The sequence below is a fragment of the Paraglaciecola sp. QJM3NY_14 genome (assembly GCF_056173245.1).
Genome location: NZ_CM149664.1, coordinates 2,080,937 through 2,107,123 on the forward strand (window position 1 = coordinate 2,080,937; position 26,187 = coordinate 2,107,123).

A 26,187-nucleotide genomic window follows, 5' to 3' on the forward strand; every position below is an offset into this window, starting at 1 on the left:
GTGAATGAAATATATACCATTTTAGTGTTAGTTTTTGTATGAAAAATAATCGATAGTGTCATGTGAGATTGCATTATTTATCGCCCTCTGAATTATCAATTGAACGATTTTTGGCTTCAATCCATTGGGCCATATATTGGGTACTTTTATGATGATGGTGTTGCAACATGCTACCAGTGAAGTTCTTCAACCTATGTGCTGATAACGTGCACTTGGTTTCAATAATATGCGAAATCAAAGCCGGCCCAATGGTGCGTTTATCGAACTGAAGTAGTGCCTGTTCAATGTGCTGTTGGCACCTTAGCCATAGCCCTTCGTCTTGATACAAAGTCACCGCTTTTTGTGCGAACTCTTCCGCGATATTAGCAATGGCACCTGGCCATAATGCTTCATCACACATACCTTCAGCCCCGATGGATGTGGTTACGCTAGGCGTATTACACAGCATCGCTTCTGCCAATTTGCCCTTGATGCCGGCGCCAAACCTTAAGGGGGCTAAGCACACCTTGGCATTAGCCATCACCGCTTTAGCATCTTGTGCCCAACCTTTAATATAAAACCCTTGTTTCGGGTTATGTAGTTGGGTTGCTTTAGGGGGCGGATAAGCCCCGTAAATATGCAGCTCAGCAGTGGGTAACGCTTGTCGTATCAAGGGCCAAATTTCGGATTTTAGCCACAGTACGGCGTTCCAATTTGGCTCGTGGCGAAAATTACCAATGCTGACAAAGTGCTGGCGCTGCGAAAAAGACAGGGTGGGATATCGTTGCGTTATGTCTTCAATATCAAGCATAAACGGGCAGTGATATAGCAGGTTTACTGGCACACCAAAGGTATTTTGCAGCAGGGTATATTCAAAACTCGATATAATTAAACTGAGATCGCAGCGGTATATAGATGCGATTTCACGTAACGCCAAATCGCTTTTAAGATCGCTTTCAGTGATGTCTCTGCCTTGCTTGAATGCACGGTGACGAGCATCACGTAAACTGTGCATATCTTCCGTATCAAGTACGCGAAGTGCATTTGGGCAGTGCTTAGCAACACGCCAACCGAACTGTTCTTCCAACATAAAACGGTCGAACACCACGACATCTGGTGCTTGATTCAAAATAAAGTCATCAAAACTGCTGCAGTTAAGGGCAATGCTGTGTTCGCTTATACCAAACTCAGTGAGATTAATTTTATGCTCACCTTGAACCGCCGGACTCGCAAAACTAACAGACCAACCTTGCTGCATGAAAAGTGTCAGCAAGCTCATCATATGTTGGCCTGCAGCTGAAGAGTTAGGCTCTGGCCAAACATAGCCTATAACTAAAATATGTTGAATTGACATAAGGCTACTCAGGTTGTTTTGCCAATTGAACGCAATTACGTCCTGCTTTTTTGGCGGCATAGAGGGCAATATCTGCTTGTTTCATGATATCGCTAAATTGGCTGAACTGACTGCTTCGCTTTGCAACACCAAAGCTAGCAGTGATTTTAACCGTTTTTCCTTGACTATTTTTTGACGTAGAGCCTTTCCCTGCAGCGGCTTTAGGGCGTTTCTTTGGCCGAGGCTTATCCCGTAAGGCGATAGGGTAATCTGCGATCATTTGGCGTATTTGTTCTACAAAGGGCAACGCTTGTTGTGGTGATTTACGAGGGAAAATCAAAATGAATTCTTCGCCGCCAAAGCGAAACGCTTTTCCGCCACCGCCCACTTTGTTTAAGCGACTGGCGACTAATCTAAGGACTTCGTCGCCGACGTCATGGCCGTAGGTATCGTTAAATTTTTTGAAGTGGTCGATATCCGCCATCACCACCACATATTTTCGTCCCAGCGTATTGACGTATTGCATTAAGGCTCGTCGTGAAGGGATAGACGTAAGCTCATCCTTGAAAGCCATATTAAAGCTGTCTTTTAGCATGGCGTACAAAAAGCTGGTGGCTAAGACCAACGCCAATACATTGTGTAATTCAAACGTTGCATAAGCGGGCATCATTGCGATAAGCACCACCGCGAGAAGTAAAGCGCCATGGTTATTATCTGAGATCAAAATAAAACGCCCAAAGCATAATGCGAGGATAAATATCACGACTAACCACTCAAATGGCGAATACAAGGCGTTTAAACGTGGGTCAATGTGATTGGCGAACGTATAAATTGGACTTAGGCTATTTTGGGTAACCGCAGGAATGTACTCCAGCACCAAATAGCTGACGATGGCGACGACAAAAATCTTCGCCAAGGTGATAACCAAGTTGTAAGCAGAAAACCCACTGTCTTTAGCGCAACTCAAATAACCGAGTATGACCAAGAATATTAGCGGTAGATAGCGGTTAAACGCCGATGAAAGGGCTATTTCTCCATGGGTAAAAAACAGTAATATAGCCAGTAAAACGCAGACCCAAAACAATCTGCTACGACCAAATTGAAGCGCGATCACCGCTGAAATTGAAAGAGATAAATAACCAATCCAAGGCAGGGGAGAAAACCAGTCCAGTAATAAGGCAGGTTGTGCCTCAACAAAATAAACAACGAGTATTAATAGCGCTGCGTATACGAATAGGCGTTTAAAAATGTTGTACAAATAGGTCAAAGTGTTCGGCTCGAACTTGGCATAAAGGAGTATTGTATGAAATTTTTGTTTGTTCTATAAGTGTATGTGTTAATTTGCTGCAAATTAAATGAATATTATCAATCTGTTAAAAGGAGCCGTATGTCGTCTCACGTAGTTTTTGGAGCCGGATTAATAGGCAGTTACCTAGGCGCAAGTATGCATCATTTAGGGCTAAATGTAGCACTTGTTTGCCGTGCAGCTGTGAAGCGCAATTTAGCTGAGGGCGTTGTGCTAACGGATTATCAAGAGCATTATGCACAAGTAGAAAATCTCAATTTTCTCGATAGTGAAATTCTCGCAAAGCTCAAGCCTGAGCAAATATCCTGTGATTTTTTATGGTTGACCGTTAAATGCCATGGCGTTGAACGCGCTTTGCTCGAAATTGCGCCGCTAGTCAATAAAAACACGGTCATTTTGTGCTGCCAAAATGGCCTAGGCTCAGACAAACCAGTCAAGAATGCTTATCCACACAATACTGTACTTCGAGTGATGGTGCCGTTTAACGTCGTTGAGCTTGAAAAAGGCCATTTGCATCGCGGCTCAGAGGGCTACTTAACAATAGAGCAAGCGAATAGACCTGTTATTAGTGAGGATTTGCACGCTACGTTGGACAGCGAACTTCTGCCGGTCAGCATCACCAAAGACATGCAGTCATTGCTATGGGCCAAGTTACAATTGAATTTAGGCAATAGCATCAATGCCTTGGCAGACATCCCAGTGAAAAGCATGTTAGAGCAACGAGGCTATCGGATTGTCATTGCTGCTATGATGCAAGAGTTGTTGGCTGTCTCAAAAGAACTAGGACTTGAGTTACCAAAAGTCACTGCGCTACCCGCTAACCTTGTACCCCATGTCCTTAAGTTGCCCAACGTTTTGTTTAAGTTAGTGGCGAATAAAATGCTTGCCGTCGACCCTAACGTGCGTACATCTATGTGGTGGGACATGTCTCAAAATAAGCCAACAGAAATCCAGTATTTAAACGGAGCGGTAGTAGACGAGGGGGCAAGAGTGGGAGTACCCACCCCAGCAAACACACGTATTGTGGCGTTAGTCGAAGCGTTATCTGCGCCTAACAGCAAACATGAGCAAGGGGCTAAGCGAGTAAAAACCGCACTTACCCGCCCAGTGAGCGCATCCCAGTTACAACGGCTAATTCGCCAGCACTAACTCGCTAGCACTGACGAATTAGTGCTGATGGTCGTTGAGTAATTTGGGTTTCAGGTTGTCTACCCACATGGCGGTTGCACCGCATATGGCTACGGGCATAACTAAAAAGTTGACGATGGGGATCATCGAAAAAACGCTGACCCCAATTCCAAAGCTAAAACAGTTTCCACGGCTTTGATTTAGGGTACGTCGCATATCTTTAAACGATACTTTGTGATTATCAAATGGGTAATCACAATATTGGATTGCCATCATCCAAGCGGTGAACAAAAACCACAGCACTTGGCCGAAGACCGGCAAGATAAAAAACAACAACAAGAAACCCAATGCGCGGGGTATATAATAAGCGAGTTTTGAAAATTCGCGGCCTAATGTGCGGGGAATGTCTTTCACAACATCTAATACGCCTGTGTCGCCTAAGTCTTGTCCTGTCAGATGTTTCTCAACCTTTTCGGCTAGTAAACCGTTGAAGGGGGCTGCAATCCAGTTGGCAAGCGTGCCAAAGATAAGGGCGAAAACCAGCAAGATAGTGACAACAGCAAGAGGCCAGATAATATAACTCAAAGCCGATTTGAGCCAGCCTAGCCAATCGGGTATTAAATCAACGAGCCAAATAATAGCCCCGTCTATTTGCCCAAAAAGAGCGTACAGAGCCACTGAAAATAGGATCAAGTTTACTGCCAGCGGAATAAAAACGAAACGTTTTAAGCCTTTCGTTTGAATAAGGGAAAAGCCCTGTAAGAAGTAATTCAATGTGTTGCCTCTTTTGTATACTGTTTATCGGTTTGTCTATAGCTTAATTGTGCGTTTATCGTTGGTTCGCCAAAAAATGTCTAATACCTTGAATTAATTAGCAAATATTGTTGCTATCTTAGGGTATTATACTGGCGAACATGGTCGCGACAAAACGTCAATTGTTACATGGGGTGAGTTTTGCTACATTTCCACTGTTTCCCATAATAACGATAAAACCGGAATCCTCTTTTTATTCATGCGTTTAAAGAAAATAAAGCTCGCGGGGTTTAAGTCTTTTGTAGACCCTACCAGCATCCCCTTTGTTAATGATATGACCGCCATAGTCGGGCCGAACGGCTGCGGAAAATCCAATGTGATTGATGCTGTGCGCTGGGTATTAGGTGAGAGCTCTGCGAAAAACTTACGTGGCGATGCCATGATCGACGTTATTTTCAATGGCTCCACGGCAAGAAAACCGGTATCTCAATGTACCGTTGAGCTCGTGTTTGATAACACCTCTGGGCGTATTCAAAGGGAATTTTCCAGTTACAATGAGATCTCCGTTAAGCGCTTAGTCACCAAAGATGGCCAGTCGAGTTATTTTTTAAACAACAGTAAGTGTCGTCGCAGAGATGTCACCGATTTGTTCCTCGGCACAGGGCTTGGCCCGCGTAGTTACGCGATCATTGAACAGGGCACTATTTCAAGGCTGATCGAATCAAAACCCCAAGAGCTGCGAGTCTTTATTGAAGAAGCGGCAGGTATTTCCAAGTACAAAGAGCGTCGCAGAGAAACTGAAAACCGAATTCGCCACACCAAAGAAAACTTAGAGCGCCTAGAAGACGTCCGCGGTGAGTTAGGTGCGCAATTACAAAAATTGGAAAAACAAGCATCAGCTGCAAAGAAATATAAAGAACTAAAACAGCAGGAGCGACAATATCGAAATGAATTGGCGGCCATGCGTTGGTCTAACTTTAACGCCAAAATAGTTAGCCTAGAGCAACAAACGCAGCAGCAAGAGGCAGACCTAGAAGCCTTTATTGCCCGCCAACGAGGAGATGAAAAAGAAATAACAGTTTATCGTACACGCCAGCAAGAACTCAAACAGCAACTGCAAGATACACAACAAGCGTATTTTCGTCTTGGCACCGACATCACTCGCCTAGAACAAAACCAACTGCATAGTAAACAACGCATTGGCCAAATTAAGCAAGAATTGAGCACTCTAAATGAGGCAGTAAAAGACAGTGAGGTTGAGCTGCAGGCTAGTGTCACTCGGTTGGCTGAGTTAACCGACGTGATTGAACAACATGGGCCAGAACATGAATTAGCACAACAAGCACTAGAAGATGCTATTTGGCAATTGCAAAATACAGAAGAGCGCACCTCAGCCGAGCAAAATCAATGGCGAGAGCAAGAACAAACCTTTCAAAAATATAAGCAACAAGCGCAACGTTATCATAGCCAAATCCAATCAATTTTAGCCATGCAAATGCGCAGTGAAGAGCGCATAAGTGAAATTACCAGTGAGATCAATAGTCTAAAAACGGACGAGTTTGCAACGCAAATAGATGAGGCCAAAACGGCGCAACAACTCATCCAAGAGCAATATGATGAGGCGCAGTTACAATACCAGCTTCGAAACGAGGCTTTGCATCAAGCTCAGTTAGATTGGCGAAAATTCAGCGACGCACAAACAAAAGTACAGGGTGAATTGCAAACCATAGAGGCGCAAATAAAAGCTTTGCAAGGCGTACAAAATTTAGCAAGAGGTCATGAAGATTATCAACAATATTTACTGGAAAAGGGCATTGATAGCCAACCATGGCAGGCTGCGTTAATCGTAAACTCAGGATGGGAAAAGGCTGTCGAAGCAGTTACAGAACAGTGGAAAAATGCACTTATTGTGAATAACGTTGACGATATCAGCGTGTTTGAAGAAGCGCAGTGCCAAGGCATTGCCTTAGTCGTCAATAATAACAACGACCAAAGCGGCGATTTAGCGCCTAAAGAAGGGACTTTGGCAACCGTGCTCGGTAACAGTGTCATTCCCCAGTGGATGGCGGATATTCGTATCGCTCGTACCCGGCAAGAGGCTTTGGCTGCGCGTAACGCATTAACCAGCGAGCAAAGTATTGTCAGCGCAGATGGCTTATGGCTTGGTAAGGATTGGGCGCTCGATGGTTGCAGTGAAGATGCCGGCGGCAGTATACAGCGCGCTAACGCTATCGCCGCTCTTGAATCTGCGCTGCCGGCTATACAACAACAGTGCGAAGAAGCACAGGGCACTAACGAGCAAGCGCAAGAAAACGTTGAGCATTTAAGTACACTTAAAGAGCAAGCACAGGGCAATTTATCTCGTTGCAGTGAAGCACTAAGCGAGCATAAAAATCACCACCAATGGTTGGTTCAGCAACAGCAAACGAACGCTCAGCGCGTAACAAAGCTGCAAGCGGAACTTAAGCGCCAACAAGACATATTGCTTAAAGAGCAAGCCGAACTGAGCGAAACTACTGCGCAGACCGAAGAGTTGGCTGAAACACTGTTAGGGCTAGAAGAGCAGCAAAGCGATATAGAGCGGCAGCGTGAAGCGTTTAACAATCAACTTCGAGAGCAGCGCCATCAAGTTGATAATCTAAAAAATCAACAACATCAACACGCCTTAACCTTAAAAGGTCAACAAGCGGAAGTACAAAATGTACAGACCATTCAAGCGCGCGAGCGTGCTCAATTGCAAAATATGTTGTATAAAAAAGAACAGTTGAACAACGAGTTATCGCTATTGTCTACTCCACTCGATGAGCAAGCTGGGGCTCTACAGGCGATGTTAATAGAGCATAAGCAACTAGATGATAAGCAGCAAACGCTAAACACAGCCTTGGGTGAAATTGAGCACCAACTCGCGGTGATTGAAAAAGGTCAGCAAAGCATTAATGCGCAGATTCAACAGATGCAGCAAGATGTACAAACTAGCCAATTAGCGTGTGAAGGTTACCGCGTTCGTGCCAAAAGCGTTATCGAACAGCTCAGCGAAGCTAAAGTGCAGTTACAGCCTTTACTTGAGGCAATAGGCGAAAATAGCAACGAAAAGCGCTGGCAAGAATATTTAGAGCGCACCGTTGCTGCAGTCGCTAGGCTTGGGGCTGTTAACTTAGCTGCCGTTGAAGAATACGATATTCAAGCTCAGCGCAAACAACATTTAGATGAACAAAATCAAGATCTTGAATCCGCTCTAGACACGTTAGAGCAAGCAATACGTAAAATTGACAAAGAGACCAGAAGTCGCTTTAAAACGACTTTTGATCAAGTCAATAATGGCTTACAAACTTTGTTTCCTAAGGTCTTTGGGGGCGGCTCTGCCTACTTAGCCTTGACCGATGACGATTTACTGGAAACAGGGGTGAGTATTATGGCGCGACCACCGGGCAAGAAAAATAGCACAATTCATCTGCTTTCTGGTGGAGAAAAAGCGCTGACCGCTTTATCATTGGTTTTCGCAATTTTTCAACTGAATCCAGCACCTTTTTGTTTGTTGGATGAAGTCGATGCACCGTTGGATGATGCCAATGTGGGGCGTTTTTGTAAGCTGGTAAGCGAAATGTCTACCAGTGTGCAATTTATTTATATCACCCATAACAAAATTGCGATGGAAATGGCTAGTCACTTAACGGGGGTCACCATGGCTGAGCCGGGTGTATCACGTATGGTCGCTGTTGATGTGGAACAAGCTTTAGCTATCGCGCAAGCATAATAAAAAAGGGTATGAGTTAATTCGATGGAAGATGTATTACGCTGGACGTTATTTATAGTAGGTACCGTGGCAATTGCTGGGGTATTGATTCATGGCTTATGGGTATCTCGCAAGTCCTCGGGCAAGGCAAAATCGAAGGCGAAATTTGCAGCCGGACATCACCGCAGTATCAAGGATGACGGGGGATCTGAACCTCAGTTTTCACTGGATGATGACATCACCGGTGCCGAGGGTGACGCCCAAGGAGCGGGTAAATTTCAAAGTGACTTTGACGATCTCGGTGTGGGCCCAGTGCGTGTGGTCAGTCGTAACGCTAAAGCCCCTGATGTGCAAAGCAACACTCATCACGCTAAAGATGATTTAGGCGAAATTGCTGACGATACGTTGGCGAGTTATGCCGATGATGATTTGGCGTTTGACAGTGAAACTCAGCAAGCGAAAGCAGACGAAAAGGGGGCAAAAAATGATGAAAACGGCGTTGAAAACCCAGACTTAGCCCCTAAAACCGAAGCACCCACGTCAGAGCCAAAGACACCGGTTACGCCTGGCAAAGTGTATGCTTCGGTAGTAACGCAACCAAAGCCTGAATATACCCCACAAAATAATCACTACACCAGTGCCAGCACTAAGCAAGCGAGCGATATCCCTGAACCACCTACTTTTTTGCTGAAGGCCAATGATGCTGCTCAAGCGCAAACTTCTGCCGATTCGCCCGCCGTGAGCAGACAAAACCAGGAGCCGCAGCTTGATTCACAAGTAACACAAAAAGTCATGCATACGCGAAAAAATGAAGGTGCGAGTCGTAAGCGCAAAGAGCCCAAGTTCGCTGAGGATCAATTGAACATTGATTTTGACGAGCAGCAACAAAGCAACGACCATCATGTTGGCGAGCCGCAGAAAAGTGACATTGAGAAGAAAGCGCAAGAGCAGCCGCAAGAAGTGTTGGTATTAAATGTAAAAACAGCAGAAGACGCGCCCATTCAAGGTGCTACGTTGTTGCCTATGTTACTAACATTAGGCTTTAAATTTGGTGATCAGGATATTTTTCATCGCCATGTTAATGCCAACGGTAAAGGCCCCGTATTGTTTAGCTTGGCTAATATGTTCAAGCCCGGGGTGTTTGACATCGACAATTTAGAGAACTTTACCACGCAGGGGATCACGTTGTTTATGATCTTGCCCATTGAGGGTGACCCTCATCAAGTTTTTAATATGATGCACAATGCCACGCGTAAAATTGCCGATGAATTTAATGGCCAAATACTGGATGGCCGCCGCAGTATGTTAACCAAACAAGGGTTACAACAATACGTCGAACGCATCCGTGAATTTGAACGTAAGAGAATGATACACCGTTAATTTTGGGGAGCGCCTGCTCCCTGTTTTCTTTGAATATCTTGGAACATTATATGTCTAATGCTTTGTCGCCTGCTCAAAGGCTGACGCAAATTATTAACACCATCAACGAGTACAATTACCAATACTACGTGCAGGACAACCCATCCGTGCCTGATGCCGAATATGATCGCTTAATGCGTGAATTGCTGGACATTGAAAATAACCACCCTGATCTACGCAGCCCGGATTCTCCCTCGCAAAAAGTGGGCGGAGCAGCTCTTAGCGCGTTCGAACAGGTTGAGCACGAAGTACCCATGTTGTCTCTTGATAATGCGTTCGATGAAGATGACATGCAGGCATTTGAAAAGCGCATCAAAGACCGTTTAAAGATAAGCAGTGAAATTAGTTTTAGCTGCGAGCCTAAACTTGATGGCCTAGCGGTGAGTATTTTGTACGAAAACGGGCAGTTAGTGCGCGCTGCCACACGGGGCGATGGTCGAGTAGGTGAAAACATCACGACTAACGTACGTACCATTGCTAACGTGCCTTTGCGCTTGCGAGGAGAGAACTTTCCGAGCCGATTAGAAGTGCGCGGTGAAGTCATCATGACCCGAGCAGGCTTCGTTACTTTAAATGAAGCACAGATTAAAAAGGGTAAAAAACCGTTTGTTAACCCGAGAAATGCCGCTGCCGGGAGTTTGCGTCAGCTTGACCCGAAGATCACCTCAGCACGACCTTTGCTCTTTTACAGTTACTCGCTGGGCTTGGTTGAAAACGAACAACAACCTTTGGGCGAAACGCATTCATCGCGCTTAGCTCAGTTAAGCGAATGGGGCCTACCTTTGAGCAAAGAGCTTGAGGTGGCGCAGGGCGCAACACAGTGCTTAACCTACTTTCATAAGATTGGAGAGCTGAGAAGCCAGTTAAGCTATGACATAGACGGCGTAGTATTCAAAGTCGATAATATTGCCATGCAGCAAGAGCTGGGTTTTGTAGCTCGAGCGCCGCGCTGGGCGATAGCCCATAAGTTTCCTGCGCAAGAAGAGATGAGCATCTTGCTCGACGTTGAGTTTCAAGTCGGCAGAACCGGTGCAATTACGCCAGTAGCAAGGCTCGAACCGACGTTTGTTGGAGGCGTGACGGTTTCTAACGCTACGCTGCATAATCAAGATGAAATCAATCGTTTGGGTATCAAGATTGGTGACAGCGTCATTATTCGCCGAGCAGGAGATGTTATTCCGCAGATAGTCGCGATAGTGGCAGATAAGCGCCCAGATGACGCTAAAGACATTGTATTCCCTGAAAGTTGCCCGGTCTGTGATTCAGCGATTGAAAAACTAGAAGGCGAAGCCGTGGCTCGCTGCACGGGAGGCTTGTACTGCAAGGCTCAGCGTAAAGAAGCCATGAAGCATTTTGCATCACGCAAAGCGCTTGACGTGGATGGCCTCGGGGATAAATTAATTGAGCAATTAGTCGACGCTGAAATGGTTAAAAGCCCGGCTGATTTTTTTGCTCTGGATATCGCTCCTTTATCAAGTATGGAGCGAATGGGCGAAAAATCGGCGGTAAATTTAGTTAACGCCTTAGAAAAAAGCAAAAAAACCACATTAGCCAAATTCTTATATTCTTTAGGCATTCGTGAAGTGGGCGAGGCGACAGCGCAGAATTTAGCACAACACTTTTTAACGTTGGAGGCTATTGAGCAAGCAGATCTGGACGCGCTACAAGCAGTATCGGATGTCGGTGTTATTGTGGCTCAGCACGTGTTTAACTTTTTCAAGGAAGAGCACAACCTCGAAGTGATTAGTGCACTGTTAGAGGCCGGCGTACATTGGCCAAAAATCGAAAAGGTAGCATTAGATGAGTTGCCGCTTGCAGGGCAGGTATACGTGCTCACCGGGACGTTAAATGTGATGGACCGAAACTCGGCTAAAGCGAAGTTGCAAAGCTTGGGAGCAAAAGTATCGGGCAGTGTATCGGCTAAAACCGATTGCTTAGTGGCCGGTGAAAAGGCCGGCTCTAAGTTAACTAAAGCTCAGGATTTGGGGGTAAAGGTCATGAACGAAGATGACATGTTAGCCATGTTCGCCGACCTTGAGGGTTAAGGCATGGATACATCATTTATCTTCGATGCGTTAGCGACCTTAACCCGTTGGACAAGTCCATATTATACTGAAATTTCGATGACGATCGTGGCGACAGTATTGGTAATCTATGGGGATATACTGAATAAAAAAGTTAAACATATATTGTCGCCATACCACTTTATTATTCGCACATCTGTATTCGTGCTTATTTGTGCGTTTGGCTATGGGGCGTTGGTGATTTTTACCACGCCACACGTAAAATTAATCTTGATGATGATACCCAGTATGTATCGCGGATTGTGTATTGTGAGCCTATTTTTACTTCTGGGTTATTTAGCTGAGCACAGACGTTACATATAGTGCTGCCTGTGCCAGTCTCTTGAATTAAAGCCAGCCTACTAAGGCTGGTTTTTTTGCTTTATTAAGGTTGCTTCAATTTAGCTTGCTTGGCAGCGTATTTTGCTTGGCGAACCTGCCATGCTTTCACCACAGACCAGCGCCAGATGTAATTTAAACCAAGGAAGCCCGCTAAACCAAAAACGATTGAGCACACGCCACAGCCAAGTAAGAATGCCGGCCCTATGGTCTCTAGGCTTTGTACTACCCAATCCCAACTTAATTGGAAGTGAAACGCTTGCGTGTCAGTGCCTAGGATCGTTGCGCCGACTAAGTACGCCCCATAAAAAATTGGCGGCATAGTGAAAGGGTTGGTGATCCATACTGTGGCGACCGAAAGTGGCAGGTTGACCCTAAGGGGAATGGCTGCCCCGGCGGATAGCCACATCTGAAATGGCACCGGCCAGAATGCGAAAAAAAGACCTAGACCAAACGCGCCAGATGCTGAACGACGATTAAGATGCCAAAGATTTGGGTCGTGCAACAAGGAGCCGAATATCTTCAATGCTTTTTGCTTTTTAATTTTATGATGGTCCGGTAAAAAGCGTTTAATGAACTTTTTCAGCATGATTCCCTATAATGTGTTGAGAAGTGATCTACAGGATGTGCTTAGCACTATGGACGGAAGACTTTTCAGTTTTATTGCAGCAAGCATATCTGCGCTTTTCTGGTTGTCTCTGCCTGCGCTCGCCATTCTACCAATAATTCTAACGCTTGCCATACTGCTTTGGCGTTTACCTACGGGTAATTCAACCCTTTTGAGTATTAAATCTTTAAGTTGCAGCTTTCTACTCGGCATTTTTTGGATGGCAAGTGTAGGGCATTGGCAGCAAACTTGGCAACTACCATCAAGCGATTTTACCCAAGGTGTGTGGGTTAAAGGGCAGGTGAAAAGTTTAATCGATGACGAAAATAGCGCACGATTTAACCTCAAGATATCCAGTATTGATGACAGGACGTTAGCCAAGGATGTGTTAATCCGCCTCAGTTGGACGCAGCCAACATGGCGTTTAAAGCAAGGGCAGTTGGCTCAATTGTGGGTTAAGTTAAAGCCTCCTCATGGGCTGGCGAATCAAGGTGGTTTTCATTATCAGCAGTGGCTGTTTAGTCAAAGTGTTGTGGCGACGGGTTACGTAAAAACTAATGAAAACAATAATCTAGTTGGATCTGATAGTTCTGTTCGCCAGCGTCTGCTCGACGATATTATGGCTTTAAAGCTGGATACAACGCCCTGGATTGCAGCGCTTTCTTTGGGGCACAGAGGGCTACTGACACCTGATGATTGGTCTTTGGTACAACGGACTGGTATCGCCCATTTGATAGCAATATCTGGCCTACATTTGGCCCTTGTAGGCAGTATTTGTTATTTGCTTATCGCCAGTGTCTTACTTTTTTGTTACCGAGTGTTAATCAAGGGGCAAAACGCTAACTTCTATTTTATCAGCGTCTTCATCACGCTTATTACCACGCTAGGGTATGCCTATTTAGCAGGCTTCGGTTTACCAGCGCTACGGGCATGGCTTATGTTGGCGCTAACGGGCTTGCTTGTTTTTAGTTGCACCCATTGGGGGTTTAAACGAATTTTTTTGGTAGGAGTGAGCGCATTTATTGTACTTTTTCCTTTGAGTCTATTTGGTCAAAGCTTCTGGCTGAGTTTTGGAGCGGTCTCAATTATCGGCTTTGTATTTTGGCGCTGGCCGGTGCGCCATCAAGGATTTTCGATTAAAACCTGGTTTGCCAGTATGTGCCGTTTACAGCTGGCCCTAAGCCTCTTAATGCTGCCTTTGGTGGCGTGGCAGTTCTCATTTGTATCAGTCGTGGCGCCTGTCATCAATTTAGTGGCGGTTCCTATTGTAACACTCGTCATTGTGCCCATGTGTTTGCTAGGAGTGATAATGATGTTGCTATCCATACCGTACTGGAAACATGTATTTACCTTGGTTGATGTAGGGTTACAGTTTTTACTGGATAAACTTAGTCTAATGGAGAGTTGGTCCGGAGCCGCTTTTAGCATTCAAGCCATACCTGGGATTGTGTGGGTTTGCTTTACTATTGCAGCGCTAACTTTTTTGTTGCCAAGGGGGCTAATACCGCGCTTGCTAGCGCTGGTGCTTTGTATACCATTACTTACGTTTGGACTCACCCCTGCTAAACGCGACTGGCAAATCAATGTGCTGGACGTGGGGCAGGGCTTATCGGTTGTGGTGCTCAAAGCTGACAAAGCTTTGGTTTACGATGTAGGAGCGGCGTATCCCAGTGGGTTTAATATGGCCGATAGCGTGTTGTTGCCTTTTCTGAGAAGCAAAGGCTTGCGTGAAGTGAGTGCGCTCGTTGTGAGTCATTTTGATAATGACCACAGCGGCAGTTTGCTGGCGCTACGTCAGAAAATGGCGATAGAGGCCCTGTTCACCACACAAGACCTGTGTAGGCAAAATTGGCAGCTCACGTGGCAAGGGCTAAGCGTCGAGGCCTTGTGGCCAGACGACCCGAATTTGTATAACGATAACAATAGTTCTTGCGTACTGCGAATTAGCGACGGTGATTTTAGTCTGTTGTTAACTGGGGATATAGACGCCTCTGTAGAGGCAAAGTTAATAGCCCGTTACGGCACAGCTTTACGATCGGATGTGCTAATTGCCCCTCATCATGGCAGTAATACCTCTTCCTCTATGGCATTTATTGATACGGTAGAGCCCGACTTTGTTGTGTTCAGTCAAGGGTTCATGAATCGGTGGGGGTTTCCAAAAACGGCCGTGGTAGAGCGGTATCAACAAACAGATGCACAGCTGTATCGCACATCAAAGCATGGGCAGGTTCAAATAAGTATTAACGACAGTGGCGCTCAAGTGAGTACATTTCGCCAGAATATCTACCCATACTGGTATGCAAAGCAGACAATTGATTGAAAACTGAGCATTAAATAATTGATAGTTGGGGATTTTCACCTCAACAGTTACAATATCCCTGTGTAACCTTAACTAAGTCGAATTCTAACGCCTTCATGACTCATACTTTACCCACGCAAAATGTGTTCAAACGCTTCGCCGTTTACCTAAGAGACTTCAAGCTTGCCTTTGGTGTAGCGATTATTGGCATGGTCGGGTACTCCCTGATCGATGCTTATGTTATCTCCTTGCTGCAACCTATTATTGATGGCAATGGGGGCAAGTGGGATTACGATTATCTGCGCATAGCTGCTTATTTTGTTATCCCCGTTTTTATCGCCCGTGGCATATTTAATTTTATGGGTACCTATACTTTGTCTTGGATATCAAGCCAGGTGGTGATGAAGATGCGCGAGCAATTGTTTCATCAGTACATGCATTTGCCCGTTGAGTTTCACGATCATCATCCCTCTGGGCAGCTTATCTCAAAAGTTATTTACGATACCGAGCAAGTCGCGGGCGCAGCAGGTAAAGCGTTCTTAACCTTGGTCAGAGAAGGCGCGTTGGTCTTTGGCTTATTATTTTGGATGTTCTATCATTCTTGGCAGTTGTCGTTAGTCTTTATTTTGATTGGCCCGCTTGTGGCCATGATTGTATCTGTTGTGAGCAAGCGATTTCGTCTGGTGAGTAAAAATATTCAGCAAGCCATGGGTAACTTAACATCCTCTGCAGAGCAAATTATTAAAGGCCACAAAGTGGTATTGATGTTTGGCGGGCAAGATTTAGAAGCCTCGCGTTTCGCTAAAAAGAACAACAATAATCGTCAGCAGAATATGAAGCTGGTAATTGCGCAAATTCTCAGTGTGTCATCGATTCAAGTGATTGCCTCTGTTGCACTGGCCGTCGTGTTATACATCTCTAGTAAACCAAATTTCATCACTGATTTAACTCCTGGAACATTTGTAACCGTCGTGGTGGCTATGACCATGCTACTTAAACCGTTGAAACAGCTCACCACGGTAAACAGTGAGTTTCAAAAGGGCATGGCTGCATGTGTGAGTATCTTCTCAGTGCTAGACAATGCCATAGAAAAAGATACCGGCAGCAAAGTGCTAGACAAAGCCAAGGGCAAATTAGAGTTCAGAGACGTGACCTTCCATTACCCTAATAAGGAAGAGGCCGCGTTATCGGATATGTCATTCACGGTAGAGCCAGGGAAAACCTTTGCTCTGGTAGGGCGTTCAGGCAGTGGTAAATCAACCATATCGAGCCTATTAACTCGCTTTTATGATGCGCAGCAAGGGACTATCTTACTCGACGATGTGCCATTGCAAGATTTCAAACTGAAGGATTTACGTCGCCAGTTTGCGCTAGTGTCTCAGCACGTCACACTTTTTAACGATACGATTGCTAATAACATTGCTTACGGCTCAGAAGGGCGCGTTACCCCCGAGCAAGTGTTGGCTGCGGCAAAAACTGCCCACGCTTTAGAATTTATAGAGCAGTTACCCAACGGCATGGAAACACTCATCGGCGAAAATGGCTTGATGCTGTCTGGCGGACAACGTCAACGTTTGGCCATTGCCCGAGCTGTGCTGCTTGATGCACCTGTGCTTATTCTTGATGAGGCAACATCGGCGCTTGATACGGAGTCAGAGCGATTGATCCAGGATGCGCTCGAAACGCTGCAGCAAGATCGTACCAGCATTGTTGTGGCTCATCGCTTATCTACCATTGAAAGTGCCGATCAGATATTGGTTATTGAGAGAGGGCGTATTTTAGAGCAGGGGGATCATGCTTCGTTATTATCCGAGGACGGCGCGTATGCTCAGCTACATAAATTACAATTCGGCGACGGGCAAACTGACGCGTGAGATGGATAGAGCGTGTTTGGTATCAGCAACCCTGGTACAAATGGCCGAGCATTCTGTTATTAATGCCATTGACTGTGCTCTTCTGGCTGATATCTAAGGCCAGAAGATGGGCGTTTTTGACTGGCTTGAAAAGCTCAGTCAAGGTGTCTGCGCCAGTGATTATCGTGGGTAATATTAGCGTGGGGGGCAACGGTAAAACACCTCTTGTTGTGCATTTAGCCCAGTTTCTACAGGCAAATGGGTATCGGCCTGGGGTCCTTAGCAGAGGGTACGGCGGTAATAGCAGTGATTATCCTTGCGCGGTGACACGCAATAGTCAACCAAGCGAAGTTGGCGACGAACCCGTATTGATGCGCCAGCGCATTCATTGTCCTATGGTGGTTGATCCCCATCGCGGACGCGGCGCCCGGTGTTTAGTTGAAGAGCACGATTGTGACGTCATAATTTGTGATGACGGCTTGCAGCATTATGCGCTGCAACGAGATATTGAAATCGTGGTGATGGACGCCAAACGGCGTACCGGAAACCATTTTTTGCTGCCATCTGGGCCGCTGAGAGAATCTACCGCTCGCTTAGGGCAAGTAGACTTTGTTGTGGTCAATGGCCAAGACACACAAAGTGGTGAATGGCTAATGTCATTAGCGCCGAGTGAGTTGGTCAACCTGAATAACCCAACTTTGCACTTAGCGCTAAGTGAGTTGGATGCTCCGGTTATTGCAGCGGCCGGTATTGGTCACCCTGAACGATTTTATAAATTATTAGAGCGGCACAAGGTAAAGCTTAAAAGCTGTATGAGCTTTGTGGATCACCACGCGTTTCAAGCAAGTGATTTGCCTAAAGAGCGGGTGCTAATGACAGAGAAAGATGCGGTTAAATGCCGAGCATTCGCCCACGATGATTGGTGGTATTTACCGGTGGATGCCAATCTTGATAGCGAGTTTGAACAACAATTATTAATGAAATTACGCAACGTAAAGTGAGATAAAAGATGGCGTTTGATAAAAAACTACTGGAAATCGTAGCCTGTCCTGTGTGCAAAGGTACGCTTATTTTAAACAAAGACAGCAATGGTAATGAACGCTTAGTATGTCGTTTCGATCGTTTAGCTTATCCAATCGAGCAAAATATCCCAGTCTTGCTTGAAACAGAAGCACTGGTGCTGTCAAGCGAAGAACTAGAAAAAATTAAATAGTAAGGTTGCCATATGAACTTCAACGTTATCATTCCTGCACGTTACGCCTCCACTCGATTTCCGGGCAAACCCCTAGTCGAAATCAATGGTAAGCCTATGGTGCAACATGTATATGATCGCGCTATTGAATCAGGTGCGTCAAATGTGATTGTAGCCACTGACGATGCCCGCATCGCCAAAGCGGTGAGTGATTTTGGGGGAAAATATTGCATGACTGGGGCTCATCATGAGTCTGGTACTGAGAGATTGGCTGAAGTGGTGGAAATGCAGGACATGCTGTCTCAGGAAATTGTGGTTAACGTTCAAGGTGATGAGCCGTTTATTCCTGCTGAGAACATTCAACAAGTGGCAGAAAACCTACATCATCATCAACAAGCCGAAATGGCCACTTTGGCGGTTAAAATAGTCGATGTAGAAGAAGCATTTAATCCTAATGCCGTCAAAGTCGTGTTAGACAAGCAAGGTTATGCCATGTATTTCACGCGGGCAACAATACCTTATGATCGGGCGCGCTTTTTGGATGAAGATATCATTGATGAAATCGGTGATTATTACCTGCGCCATGTGGGAATTTATGCCTATCGTGCGGGTTTTATAAAACAATATGTGAACATGTCACCGTCAGGATTAGAGCAAATCGAGTCATTAGAGCAATTGCGTGTGTTGTGGCACGGTGAGAAAATTCATGTTGATATCGCGCGTAAAACGCCGCCCGCAGGCATTGATACTCCTGAAGACTTGAAGCGTATTCTCGCCGACCCTTCCCTTAAATTTTAACGCACAAACACAGTATCGTGTGTTGGTGTATTTTATTCACAATGGTAGAGAGCCAAAATGCCCTTAAGCGCCCTTAAAAAAATAGAATTGGGCGTTTTCCCTACGCCCATTCATAAATTAGCCCGTTTATCAGCTCACCTTGGTGGCCCGCAGATTTATATCAAGCGAGATGACCTTACCGGTTTAGCGCTTGGGGGCAACAAAACCCGTAAACTCGAATACTTATTAGCTGATGGGCTAGCCAAAGGCTGTGATTGTATCGTTACTGCAGGTGCGGCTCAGTCAAATCATTGCAGGCAGACTGCCGCAGCAGCCGCTACCTTGGGGGTAGAATGCCATTTGGTCTTGGGCGGGCAGGCCCCAATTAGCGCGAACGGAAACCTACTTCTTGACCAGCTATTTGGAGCACGTATACATTGGGCTGGTCAGAAGCGCAAAGGTGAAGATATTCCTGATATTGTCAGCACTTTGCAAAAGCAAGGTAAGAGACCTTATGTTGTACCGTATGGGGGCTCTAATACCATAGGTTCAGCCGGGTTTATCGACGCCTTTAAAGAGCTACAACAGCAGTGTCACGCTAGTAGTCAAGTAATTGAATTTTCAGATATTGTCTTCGCGTCTAGCTCGGGAGCAACCCATTGCGGATTAGTGCTTGGAAAAGCGCTGTGTGATGCCGCCAGTAATATTATTGGAATTAATATTGATAAAGATGAGCAAGGCAAAGATACCTTTAAATCTCAGCTGCAAACGCTGATCGAGGATACCGCTCGAACATTCTCGATTGACTACGATGGTACCGTGGATGACGTGCAGTTAATCGATGATTATATCGGCCAAGGATATGGCGTGGTGGGCAATTTAGAGCGTGAAGCGATATCTTTGTGCGCCCAACTTGAAGGAATATTGTTAGACCCTGTATACACTGGGCGGGCGATGGGCGGTTTAATTGACATGATCCGTCAAGGTCGTTTTTCTTCAAACAGTAATGTGCTTTTTTGGCACACTGGTGGGGCGCCTGCTATCTTTGCATATGCCGATGCATTACAACCAAGTTGATTGATTTTTCAACGATTTTTTTGGTTAAACGTGACTTAAGGCAAGTTTATCCCCCAATTGCACGATTTCTGTGCAGTGGCGGGCATTTAATGCTGGATAAAATTTTTCTGAAACACTATGGTTTACCCCCTCCTTTAGTATAAGAGTATGGTGATGTTGTGAAAGCGTTGTTGGCGATAAACGTCTTGTTTTGGCTGTGTGCGTCTTACGCTTATGGGGATCATAGTGAAGAAGTAGAAAAATTCATTATTGCTGGGCAAGCAGCGACTTATGATTGTCCTAAAAGCAACATTACCCCAACCTTGAATAGTTACTTAGCCAACGATGATTTGGCCAAGGCGCAAAAAGATCGACTGAGTTTGATAAAGTCCCATTCATTGATTTGTGTCGGTCAATACAGTCAGGCACAAGATATTTTGGACGCCTTGCTTGAAGATGAAGCGGTTAATCAAAGCAGTGCTTTGTATGCCGGGGCAGTATATCAGGCCGGTTTCATTCTTGATGTACAGGAAAACCCCCAACGCTGTGACTATTATGCTGAAGCACAAGAGCTCGCTCGAGACCGATTCTCTGATATTTATTTGAGCGCACAATTAGGTTTAATTACTGTATGTAACCAACATAACACTGACATCTCGGTCAAGCTGGGTAAATTGTATGCGTTGCTAGAACAGTTTTTAGAAATTGGCGACGTGGCCGCTATCGCTCATATCCATAATAATATTGGGTTGCTTTACGGCAGCATAGGGCAGAACGAATTAGCCGCTGAACAATATTTAAAGTCTTACCACATGGGGCTTGAAGTTTATGAAACTAGCAACCAATTAGCGACGCTGATTAGCGCAATCAGTGCTAATATGGCCAGTGGAGATTTTGTCGCGGCGAAAGAAAACATCGAAACATTTAGAAAGGCAAATTTGGGCGTGAATACGCCGTTAACGAATACTTGGTTACACTACGCAGAGAGTCGCTATTACTTTCGAATAGAAGAGTATGAGAATTTGCGTAATAGCCTACTAAAGTTAAATTTCTACCTACCTAAAGTGAGTAGCAAAATCATTCATCGTAACGCGAAGTTATACGCGGTTGCCCTGTGTATCCACGATGACGATGCACAATGTGTGCAGAGCTTTTTAGCTGAACAAGAAGCATTAAGCAGCAGTGAGCATAAAAAATTCTTGGCAAAAAGAGACTACCTTTGGGTCATGACGCATGCGTATTTCTACACCGGTAATCTAATACAGGCGCAAAGAACCTTTAGGCACTACGCCGAGGTGAGTAATCAGCAAATATTGGATCAACAACACTCGGGACGCGTATTAGGTGTAGCGAACCTTCACGGACAAATCACCTCATTAGAAAGCGAACTGGAACAGCAAGAGGCGCAAAAATACCGCTCGATTGTGTTGTTGAGTTTAGCGTTTATTATGCTGTTAGCGGGTGTGTATTTCTTTGTGGTAAAACGCTACATAAAGCGAGTGAGTACTGATGCGTTGACCGGTTTGTTGAATGAAAGAGCGGTGATTGCACTCATGCGCCGTTTACCGACAGCACAAGATGGACGTACCAATGCGCTCGCGCTTATCGATATTAGTAATGCTCGAACGGTAAAACAAAAGTACGGCCATATTGCTGAAGAAAGAGCGCTGACTGCTGTTTCAGAATGCTTACATAAAGTGACAAGAGAAGAAGACATTGTCGGGCGGGTTGGCAGTGAGCAGTTTGTTGTTTGTTTACGCAGTATTAATGAGTCTTTGGCGCGGGAGTTCTTCGAGCGGGTACAAAACGGACTTGCGGACACCCAGTTTATTGCAACGGTAGGAGAAAAGGTGTCCATTGAGAGTCAAATGAGCGTGTACTTATCCGTCGAGGGACTGTCTGACATTGAAGATGTGCTGTCAGATATGCGTGATTCCTTTGTTGCCCCAAAGGAATAGCCCTATGGTAGACATGACACTTAGCCTTATGACTACGAAAACGCAGTTAAGCGAGTGTTTTTCGCTTATGCGTCAGCTTCGACCACATCTGAGTAAAGCGCAGTTTATTGAGCAAGTTAAGGTGCAAAAGGGCGAAGGATTCCAATTATTACAAGCCAAATGCAGCAATGGCGTCGCTGGTCTTGCTGGTTTTCGCATAAGCCAAAATCTTGCTTGGGGTAAGCATTTGTACATTGACGATTTAGTCACTGATGAAGATACGCGTTCCAAAGGTATTGGGTTTGCGATGCTTAACTGGTTAGAAGAGCACGCTAAAACAATGAACTGCGCGCAAATCCATCTTGACTCCGGTGTCCAGCGCTTTCAAGCCCACAAGTTTTACTTACGCTCAGGATTTGTTATCTCCAGCCATCACTTTGCTAAAACACTTTAACCTGTAAACGGTTCGATTTATGCGATTACTGTTACCCTTAAAATATTACGACGACGCTGGGCGTGTTAAGCCATCAAAATCTATTTTATGGTGTTTATTTTATATTTGTCGCCCTATGTGGGTGTTTGTCGCTTCATTGACATTTCGTCAAGATAGCGGGGCCTTATTAGCGCTGTTTTATCCGCACAATAGCTATTTCTATTCTAGTTTGTTGATTGCTTTGCCTGGATTTCTGGTTGTTTTGCTGATTAGTTTTCGCACAAAGTTATGGGACACCCGAGCACGTTTCTCCTTTCGTTTAATCAAGCCCTTTATTCTCTTTAGTTTGCTTGTTGATATCGGCTTTCACGTTTTTATCGCCGCTAAACAAAACTGGGGCTTTTCGTGGCTTATTGCGTTAACCCTATTGCTAGATTGTATTTATCTCTACTGGGTCAAAAAAAATCTGCATTTAACCTTGTTGACGCGTGACTGGATGAAGGCAGAAGAAGGAATGGGTCCTAAAGAGCAATCAAGATAATCGAGCTATTAGTATTCTCTCGCAGGTTGCGCTTCAATAAATACCTAGACAGAGAAAAGGTAAACCAACGAGAAACTTGATTTTATCACTTCTATTCCTTTTCTTCCTTTCATTTGAATGATTAAACTGCTTCGGCGGGGAGGGCGCCGAAGCAGTGTATTAACACATTACTGAACGTTATTGGCGACCGCTTGCTCGAAATAGTTTTTCACGCTGACCTGACTGTCATTGACTAGGCGTTGATAACAGATCCCTGCGAATGCGTAGGTGTTTCCAGCGTATTCCAGCACGACATAGGGTGCGCGTTTATCGGATTCATCGTACTTCCAAAATCCGCCGACTTTGTGGCGAAATAACTCGCCGACATAAGCCCCGTATATATTACAAATAGTGAATACGGCGTTATCTTCTAACGCTTGGGATTCATACTTGCCAAGCCAACTCAAAATAACATCATCTACTAAAGAAAGACTTTGTTCTGTTTCATCTAAGATGATGCCGAACTCTTGCTCGGTCGTTTCAATAGCATTTTGCGCGCTATCTATCATAAGTTGGGTGAGTTCTTCTTGGGTCATTTGCATCTTGGTCTCCAATATTGACGTTATTATTCTTTATACGAGTTAGTGTACGAGTCACTGAGCGAGCTATTGTAAAAGCTATTAAAGGTGCTTTGTTGAATCAGTGTTTGATAAAGCAAATGTGTGCCAGGCCCACAAGAGTCCGGTTTAGGTTTAACCACGTAACAAATCAGCGGGCGTAAGCTACTGCCTTTTATGGGCAAACGGTGAAGCGAATTCGAAGCAATTAAATCTTCGATGATAAAATCTGGTAGCCAGCAAAAGCCAATATTTTGCAACAATAAATCAATTGCCGTTTCAAAGGTGCTGACTGTCCAACGCTGTTCTGATTTTAACCAGCCTTGTTTTTCGCTTGGGGTGTTGGATGTATCTTTAATGACGAGTTGAAGGTGTTGCTGTAAGTCATTTAATTCGACGGGGCCATCTAGTGCTGCAAGTTGATGTTCGGGGTGACAAACGGGATGTAATGAACATTCCGCAATCGGCTCACCTAAAAAACCTCTGGGCATTAGTGGGGATATCACTATGTCAGCCCAGCCCTCGGTAATCGCTTCCTCTGTACCGGTTAATACTGTTTCGATAATGCGTAACCGGCTGCCTCGGCTTTCAGGATAAAATGTTTTCAATGCCGGATAAAGGAGCTTCTTTGGGTAGGCTAAGTCAACAGCAATGGTAATTTCGGGCTCCCAATCTTGGTTGATGTTCGCGGCTAATTCTTCTAAATCTTGCACGTTCTGCGTTAGATGGCGAGAGCGACGCAGCATGACTTCACCGGCTTCGGTGAGGAATGCTTTTCGCCCTTTAACCTCAAGCAGCTTTACATCAAGTTGGTCTTGAAGCTTAGCAACCGCATGATTCAAGGACGACTGGCTTTTATTTAAATGAGCCGCCGCGTGAGCATAACCACCGTGATCGACAACGGCTTGCAGTATTCGCCATTGCTCTAGAGTCGTTTTTGCACGATACATTAGGTTTCTATTTTATCGAAAGGATAGGGCTATGCTAGGGGCTGTTGCTTTCAAAAACAACTTAAGTTGATCTCAAATCTCTGATTTAGCGTAAATTACTCATTATTTACTCAACTGCAATCTTATGCGCTATCACTCTTTGTTACCGCTTTCTGCTTTACTTTCGATCGGTGTTTTTTCGTTACTCATCCATCTAGACATTGTTCCCTCTGGCATAACGATACTTGAAGAGCTCAAAGTCGCTTTTGCTGGATACTTATACGCGTTGATTCTGATTATTATTTTGGCTGAGTCGATAGTGTATGTGGGGTTCTATTTTCCTGGCCAGTTTTTCGCGGTGCTGCTCGTGGTGTTAGCCAAGCCGCAGTGGCAGGATATAGTGTATTTGACTTTGTGTATGGTCGTCGCGGCAACACTGGGGTCATGCATTAATTACTGTCTTGGACATCGACTCGCGAAACCCAATACTGAAAAAAAGAGCCCAGAAACAGACGGCGTATATCATGGCACTATTCAAGTACCTGATCACAGTAAGTCTGAAGCCACGTCGGGCGTCCAACATGAAGATGACAAAGCAACCGAAGGGCTTTCCATCAAATACTTATTGATTGCTATGATCCATATTAATTCGTTAGCTTTTTACATGTTCAAACAAGGTGAGCAAAATAGATCGTTCAACGTGGTTTGGTTTGCAGGCTTACTGAATTTACCTTATTACTTGCTATTGATTTTTGCCACATCTGTTCTCAGTGAGGAGGTACTGCAACTTGCTGAAAATACGATATTTTTACTATCCGCCATTTCAGTTTGGTTATTGATAAGTGGGTACCTTGACTATAAGAAATATAGAGCAAATATATAAAATTTTTGCGCGGTAGAAGGAGCGCTAGACGGTCTGACTCGCTTTATCTAGGATTTTTTTCATCACTCGGGCCGCTGCAACAAAGCCAAATGAAGCCGTGACTGCTACTGATGCACCAAAACCATTATTGCAGTCAAGTTTGACGCTGCCATCGGTTAAGTTTTTTGTTTGGCAAACGGAGCCATCCTCCTGAGGATAACGCAGCTGTTCGGTAGAGAAGACGCAATCGATGGCAAAACGCCGTTTTGAATTGGTAGTAAAACCGTATTCTTTTCGCAATACGTAGCGCAGCTTAGCGGCTAATGGGTCTTGAATGGTTTTAGCCAGGTCAGCTACCGCTATTTGCGTAGGATCAATTTGACCACCGGCTCCACCTATTGTGATGATAGGGATTTTATTGCGCTTGCAGTGAGCAATCATTGCGGCTTTCGCTTTTACGCTATCCGTGGCCTCGACTACGTAGTCCATATGTTTGTTAAGGAGTTCCTTGGCATTATCTGGGGTAACGAAATCCTCGATAACATCGACCTTACAGTCAGGATTAATTTGTAAAATACGCTCACGCATGGCATGGACTTTTGCCTCGCCAATAGTACTTTGCAAAGCGTGAATTTGCCGATTGGTGTTGGTAACGCAAATGTCATCCAGGTCGATTAACGTGATATGGCCTATGGCGCTGCGTGCTAACGCTTCTGCTACCCAAGAGCCGACACCACCAATGCCAACAATACATACATGGGATGCACGTAGAGTGTCTGTTTCATTTATGCCGTATAAACGCTGCGTGCCGCCGAAGCGTTGTGAAAATTGACTCATGCTATTGGACCCATGCTAATTGACAGAGAGTATAAAAACGTAATCGTACCTTAATATCTAATAGTTATTATATCAGGGTAAGGTACGCTTTTTGCAAGTAGTCAGCTTCGTTCTTAGCCCGATATTTTGATAATTGCTGAGTACAACGCTTAATAAACGTTAAAAAGCGTGGTTTTTTAAGCATATAAACGCCCACTACATTGAATTAATCGCGG

General features: G+C 44.9%; 22 protein-coding genes. 15 read left to right on the plus strand and 7 right to left on the minus strand.

Annotated elements, in window-relative coordinates:
- Positions 1 to 73: 73 nt before the first annotated feature.
- Positions 74 to 1,333 carry a glycosyltransferase gene (locus AC0VYA_RS08830; RefSeq protein ID WP_475490750.1) on the minus strand — a complete coding sequence of 420 codons (1,260 nt, stop codon included), beginning with the start codon at positions 1,331 to 1,333 and terminating at the stop codon, positions 74 to 76.
- Between the two features lie 4 nt (positions 1,334 to 1,337).
- Positions 1,338 to 2,426 (minus strand): GGDEF domain-containing protein, encoded by a 1,089-nt coding sequence (locus AC0VYA_RS08835; protein ID WP_475491051.1) that lies wholly within the window; start codon positions 2,424 to 2,426, stop codon positions 1,338 to 1,340.
- A gap of 273 nt (positions 2,427 to 2,699) precedes the next feature.
- Here AC0VYA_RS08835 and AC0VYA_RS08840 point away from each other — a divergent pair, with 273 nt between their 5' ends.
- On the plus strand, positions 2,700 to 3,767 hold the full coding sequence (locus tag AC0VYA_RS08840; RefSeq protein ID WP_475490751.1) for a 2-dehydropantoate 2-reductase: 1,068 nt from the start codon (positions 2,700 to 2,702) through the stop codon (positions 3,765 to 3,767).
- An 18-nt stretch (positions 3,768 to 3,785) separates the two neighbouring features.
- Here the strand turns inward: AC0VYA_RS08840 and cysZ are convergent, their stop codons facing one another.
- Positions 3,786 to 4,520 carry a sulfate transporter CysZ gene (gene cysZ, locus AC0VYA_RS08845; protein ID WP_475490752.1) on the minus strand — a complete coding sequence of 245 codons (735 nt, stop codon included), beginning with the start codon at positions 4,518 to 4,520 and terminating at the stop codon, positions 3,786 to 3,788.
- Between the two features lie 238 nt (positions 4,521 to 4,758).
- Here cysZ and smc point away from each other — a divergent pair, with 238 nt between their 5' ends.
- From smc to AC0VYA_RS08865, 4 genes are read left to right on the plus strand one after another with little or no spacing between them, the layout of a single operon-like run.
- Positions 4,759 to 8,253 carry a chromosome segregation protein SMC gene (smc, locus tag AC0VYA_RS08850; RefSeq protein WP_475490753.1) on the plus strand — a complete coding sequence of 1,165 codons (3,495 nt, stop codon included), beginning with the start codon at positions 4,759 to 4,761 and terminating at the stop codon, positions 8,251 to 8,253.
- 24 nt (positions 8,254 to 8,277) lie between these two features.
- A complete protein-coding gene (gene zipA, locus AC0VYA_RS08855) occupies positions 8,278 to 9,612 on the plus strand; it encodes a cell division protein ZipA (RefSeq protein ID WP_475490754.1) in 1,335 nt (444 codons plus the stop codon).
- 50 nt (positions 9,613 to 9,662) lie between these two features.
- Entirely contained in the window at positions 9,663 to 11,696 is a 2,034-nt protein-coding gene (gene ligA, locus AC0VYA_RS08860) for an NAD-dependent DNA ligase LigA (RefSeq protein WP_475490755.1), read from the plus strand.
- 3 nt (positions 11,697 to 11,699) lie between these two features.
- Positions 11,700 to 12,038, plus strand: coding sequence for a DUF3392 domain-containing protein (locus AC0VYA_RS08865; protein WP_011574599.1), 339 nt, complete (start codon positions 11,700 to 11,702; stop codon positions 12,036 to 12,038).
- Between the two features lie 61 nt (positions 12,039 to 12,099).
- Here AC0VYA_RS08865 and AC0VYA_RS08870 read toward each other — a convergent pair whose 3' ends face one another.
- Positions 12,100 to 12,642 (minus strand): DUF2062 domain-containing protein, encoded by a 543-nt coding sequence (locus tag AC0VYA_RS08870; RefSeq protein WP_011574600.1) that lies wholly within the window; start codon positions 12,640 to 12,642, stop codon positions 12,100 to 12,102.
- Positions 12,643 to 12,691: 49 nt separating this feature from the next.
- Here AC0VYA_RS08870 and AC0VYA_RS08875 point away from each other — a divergent pair, with 49 nt between their 5' ends.
- The 9 genes from AC0VYA_RS08875 to AC0VYA_RS08915 all read left to right on the plus strand — a co-directional run bounded on the left by AC0VYA_RS08875 (position 12,692) and on the right by AC0VYA_RS08915 (position 22,748).
- On the plus strand, positions 12,692 to 14,980 hold the full coding sequence (locus tag AC0VYA_RS08875) for a DNA internalization-related competence protein ComEC/Rec2 (protein WP_475490756.1): 2,289 nt from the start codon (positions 12,692 to 12,694) through the stop codon (positions 14,978 to 14,980).
- Positions 14,981 to 15,075: 95 nt separating this feature from the next.
- Complete coding sequence (gene msbA / locus AC0VYA_RS08880) at positions 15,076 to 16,833, plus strand: lipid A export permease/ATP-binding protein MsbA (protein WP_475490757.1); 1,758 nt, start codon at positions 15,076 to 15,078, stop codon at positions 16,831 to 16,833.
- Entirely contained in the window at positions 16,830 to 17,813 is a 984-nt protein-coding gene (lpxK, locus tag AC0VYA_RS08885) for a tetraacyldisaccharide 4'-kinase (protein WP_475490758.1), read from the plus strand. The genes msbA and lpxK overlap by 4 nt, the downstream gene beginning before the upstream one ends.
- A gap of 8 nt (positions 17,814 to 17,821) precedes the next feature.
- Complete coding sequence (locus tag AC0VYA_RS08890) at positions 17,822 to 18,025, plus strand: Trm112 family protein (protein ID WP_006992455.1); 204 nt, start codon at positions 17,822 to 17,824, stop codon at positions 18,023 to 18,025.
- A gap of 12 nt (positions 18,026 to 18,037) precedes the next feature.
- Entirely contained in the window at positions 18,038 to 18,802 is a 765-nt protein-coding gene (kdsB, locus tag AC0VYA_RS08895) for a 3-deoxy-manno-octulosonate cytidylyltransferase (protein WP_011574604.1), read from the plus strand.
- Between the two features lie 57 nt (positions 18,803 to 18,859).
- Positions 18,860 to 19,858: a D-cysteine desulfhydrase family protein gene (locus tag AC0VYA_RS08900; protein WP_475490759.1), complete on the plus strand. Its 999-nt coding sequence runs from the start codon at positions 18,860 to 18,862 to the stop codon at positions 19,856 to 19,858.
- Between the two features lie 158 nt (positions 19,859 to 20,016).
- Positions 20,017 to 21,795: a GGDEF domain-containing protein gene (locus AC0VYA_RS08905; protein WP_475490760.1), complete on the plus strand. Its 1,779-nt coding sequence runs from the start codon at positions 20,017 to 20,019 to the stop codon at positions 21,793 to 21,795.
- Between the two features lie 4 nt (positions 21,796 to 21,799).
- A complete protein-coding gene (locus tag AC0VYA_RS08910; protein WP_475490761.1) occupies positions 21,800 to 22,228 on the plus strand; it encodes a GNAT family N-acetyltransferase in 429 nt (142 codons plus the stop codon).
- A 19-nt stretch (positions 22,229 to 22,247) separates the two neighbouring features.
- A complete protein-coding gene (locus AC0VYA_RS08915) occupies positions 22,248 to 22,748 on the plus strand; it encodes a DUF2919 family protein (RefSeq protein ID WP_475490762.1) in 501 nt (166 codons plus the stop codon).
- Between the two features lie 167 nt (positions 22,749 to 22,915).
- On the opposite strand, the gene AC0VYA_RS08920 is transcribed toward AC0VYA_RS08915, so the two are convergent.
- Both AC0VYA_RS08920 and AC0VYA_RS08925 read right to left on the minus strand, forming a co-directional pair.
- Positions 22,916 to 23,329 carry a hypothetical protein gene (locus AC0VYA_RS08920; protein WP_011574609.1) on the minus strand — a complete coding sequence of 138 codons (414 nt, stop codon included), beginning with the start codon at positions 23,327 to 23,329 and terminating at the stop codon, positions 22,916 to 22,918.
- Between the two features lie 23 nt (positions 23,330 to 23,352).
- A complete protein-coding gene (locus AC0VYA_RS08925; protein ID WP_475490763.1) occupies positions 23,353 to 24,294 on the minus strand; it encodes a LysR family transcriptional regulator in 942 nt (313 codons plus the stop codon).
- 124 nt (positions 24,295 to 24,418) lie between these two features.
- Between AC0VYA_RS08925 and AC0VYA_RS08930 the strand changes: the two genes are divergently transcribed.
- A complete protein-coding gene (locus AC0VYA_RS08930) occupies positions 24,419 to 25,156 on the plus strand; it encodes a hypothetical protein (protein ID WP_475490764.1) in 738 nt (245 codons plus the stop codon).
- Positions 25,157 to 25,180: 24 nt separating this feature from the next.
- Here AC0VYA_RS08930 and tcdA read toward each other — a convergent pair whose 3' ends face one another.
- The gene (gene tcdA / locus AC0VYA_RS08935; RefSeq protein ID WP_475490765.1) at positions 25,181 to 25,972 is read right to left on the minus strand and encodes a tRNA cyclic N6-threonylcarbamoyladenosine(37) synthase TcdA; all 792 of its coding nucleotides are present in this window, start codon (positions 25,970 to 25,972) and stop codon (positions 25,181 to 25,183) included.
- Positions 25,973 to 26,187 lie beyond the last annotated feature (215 nt).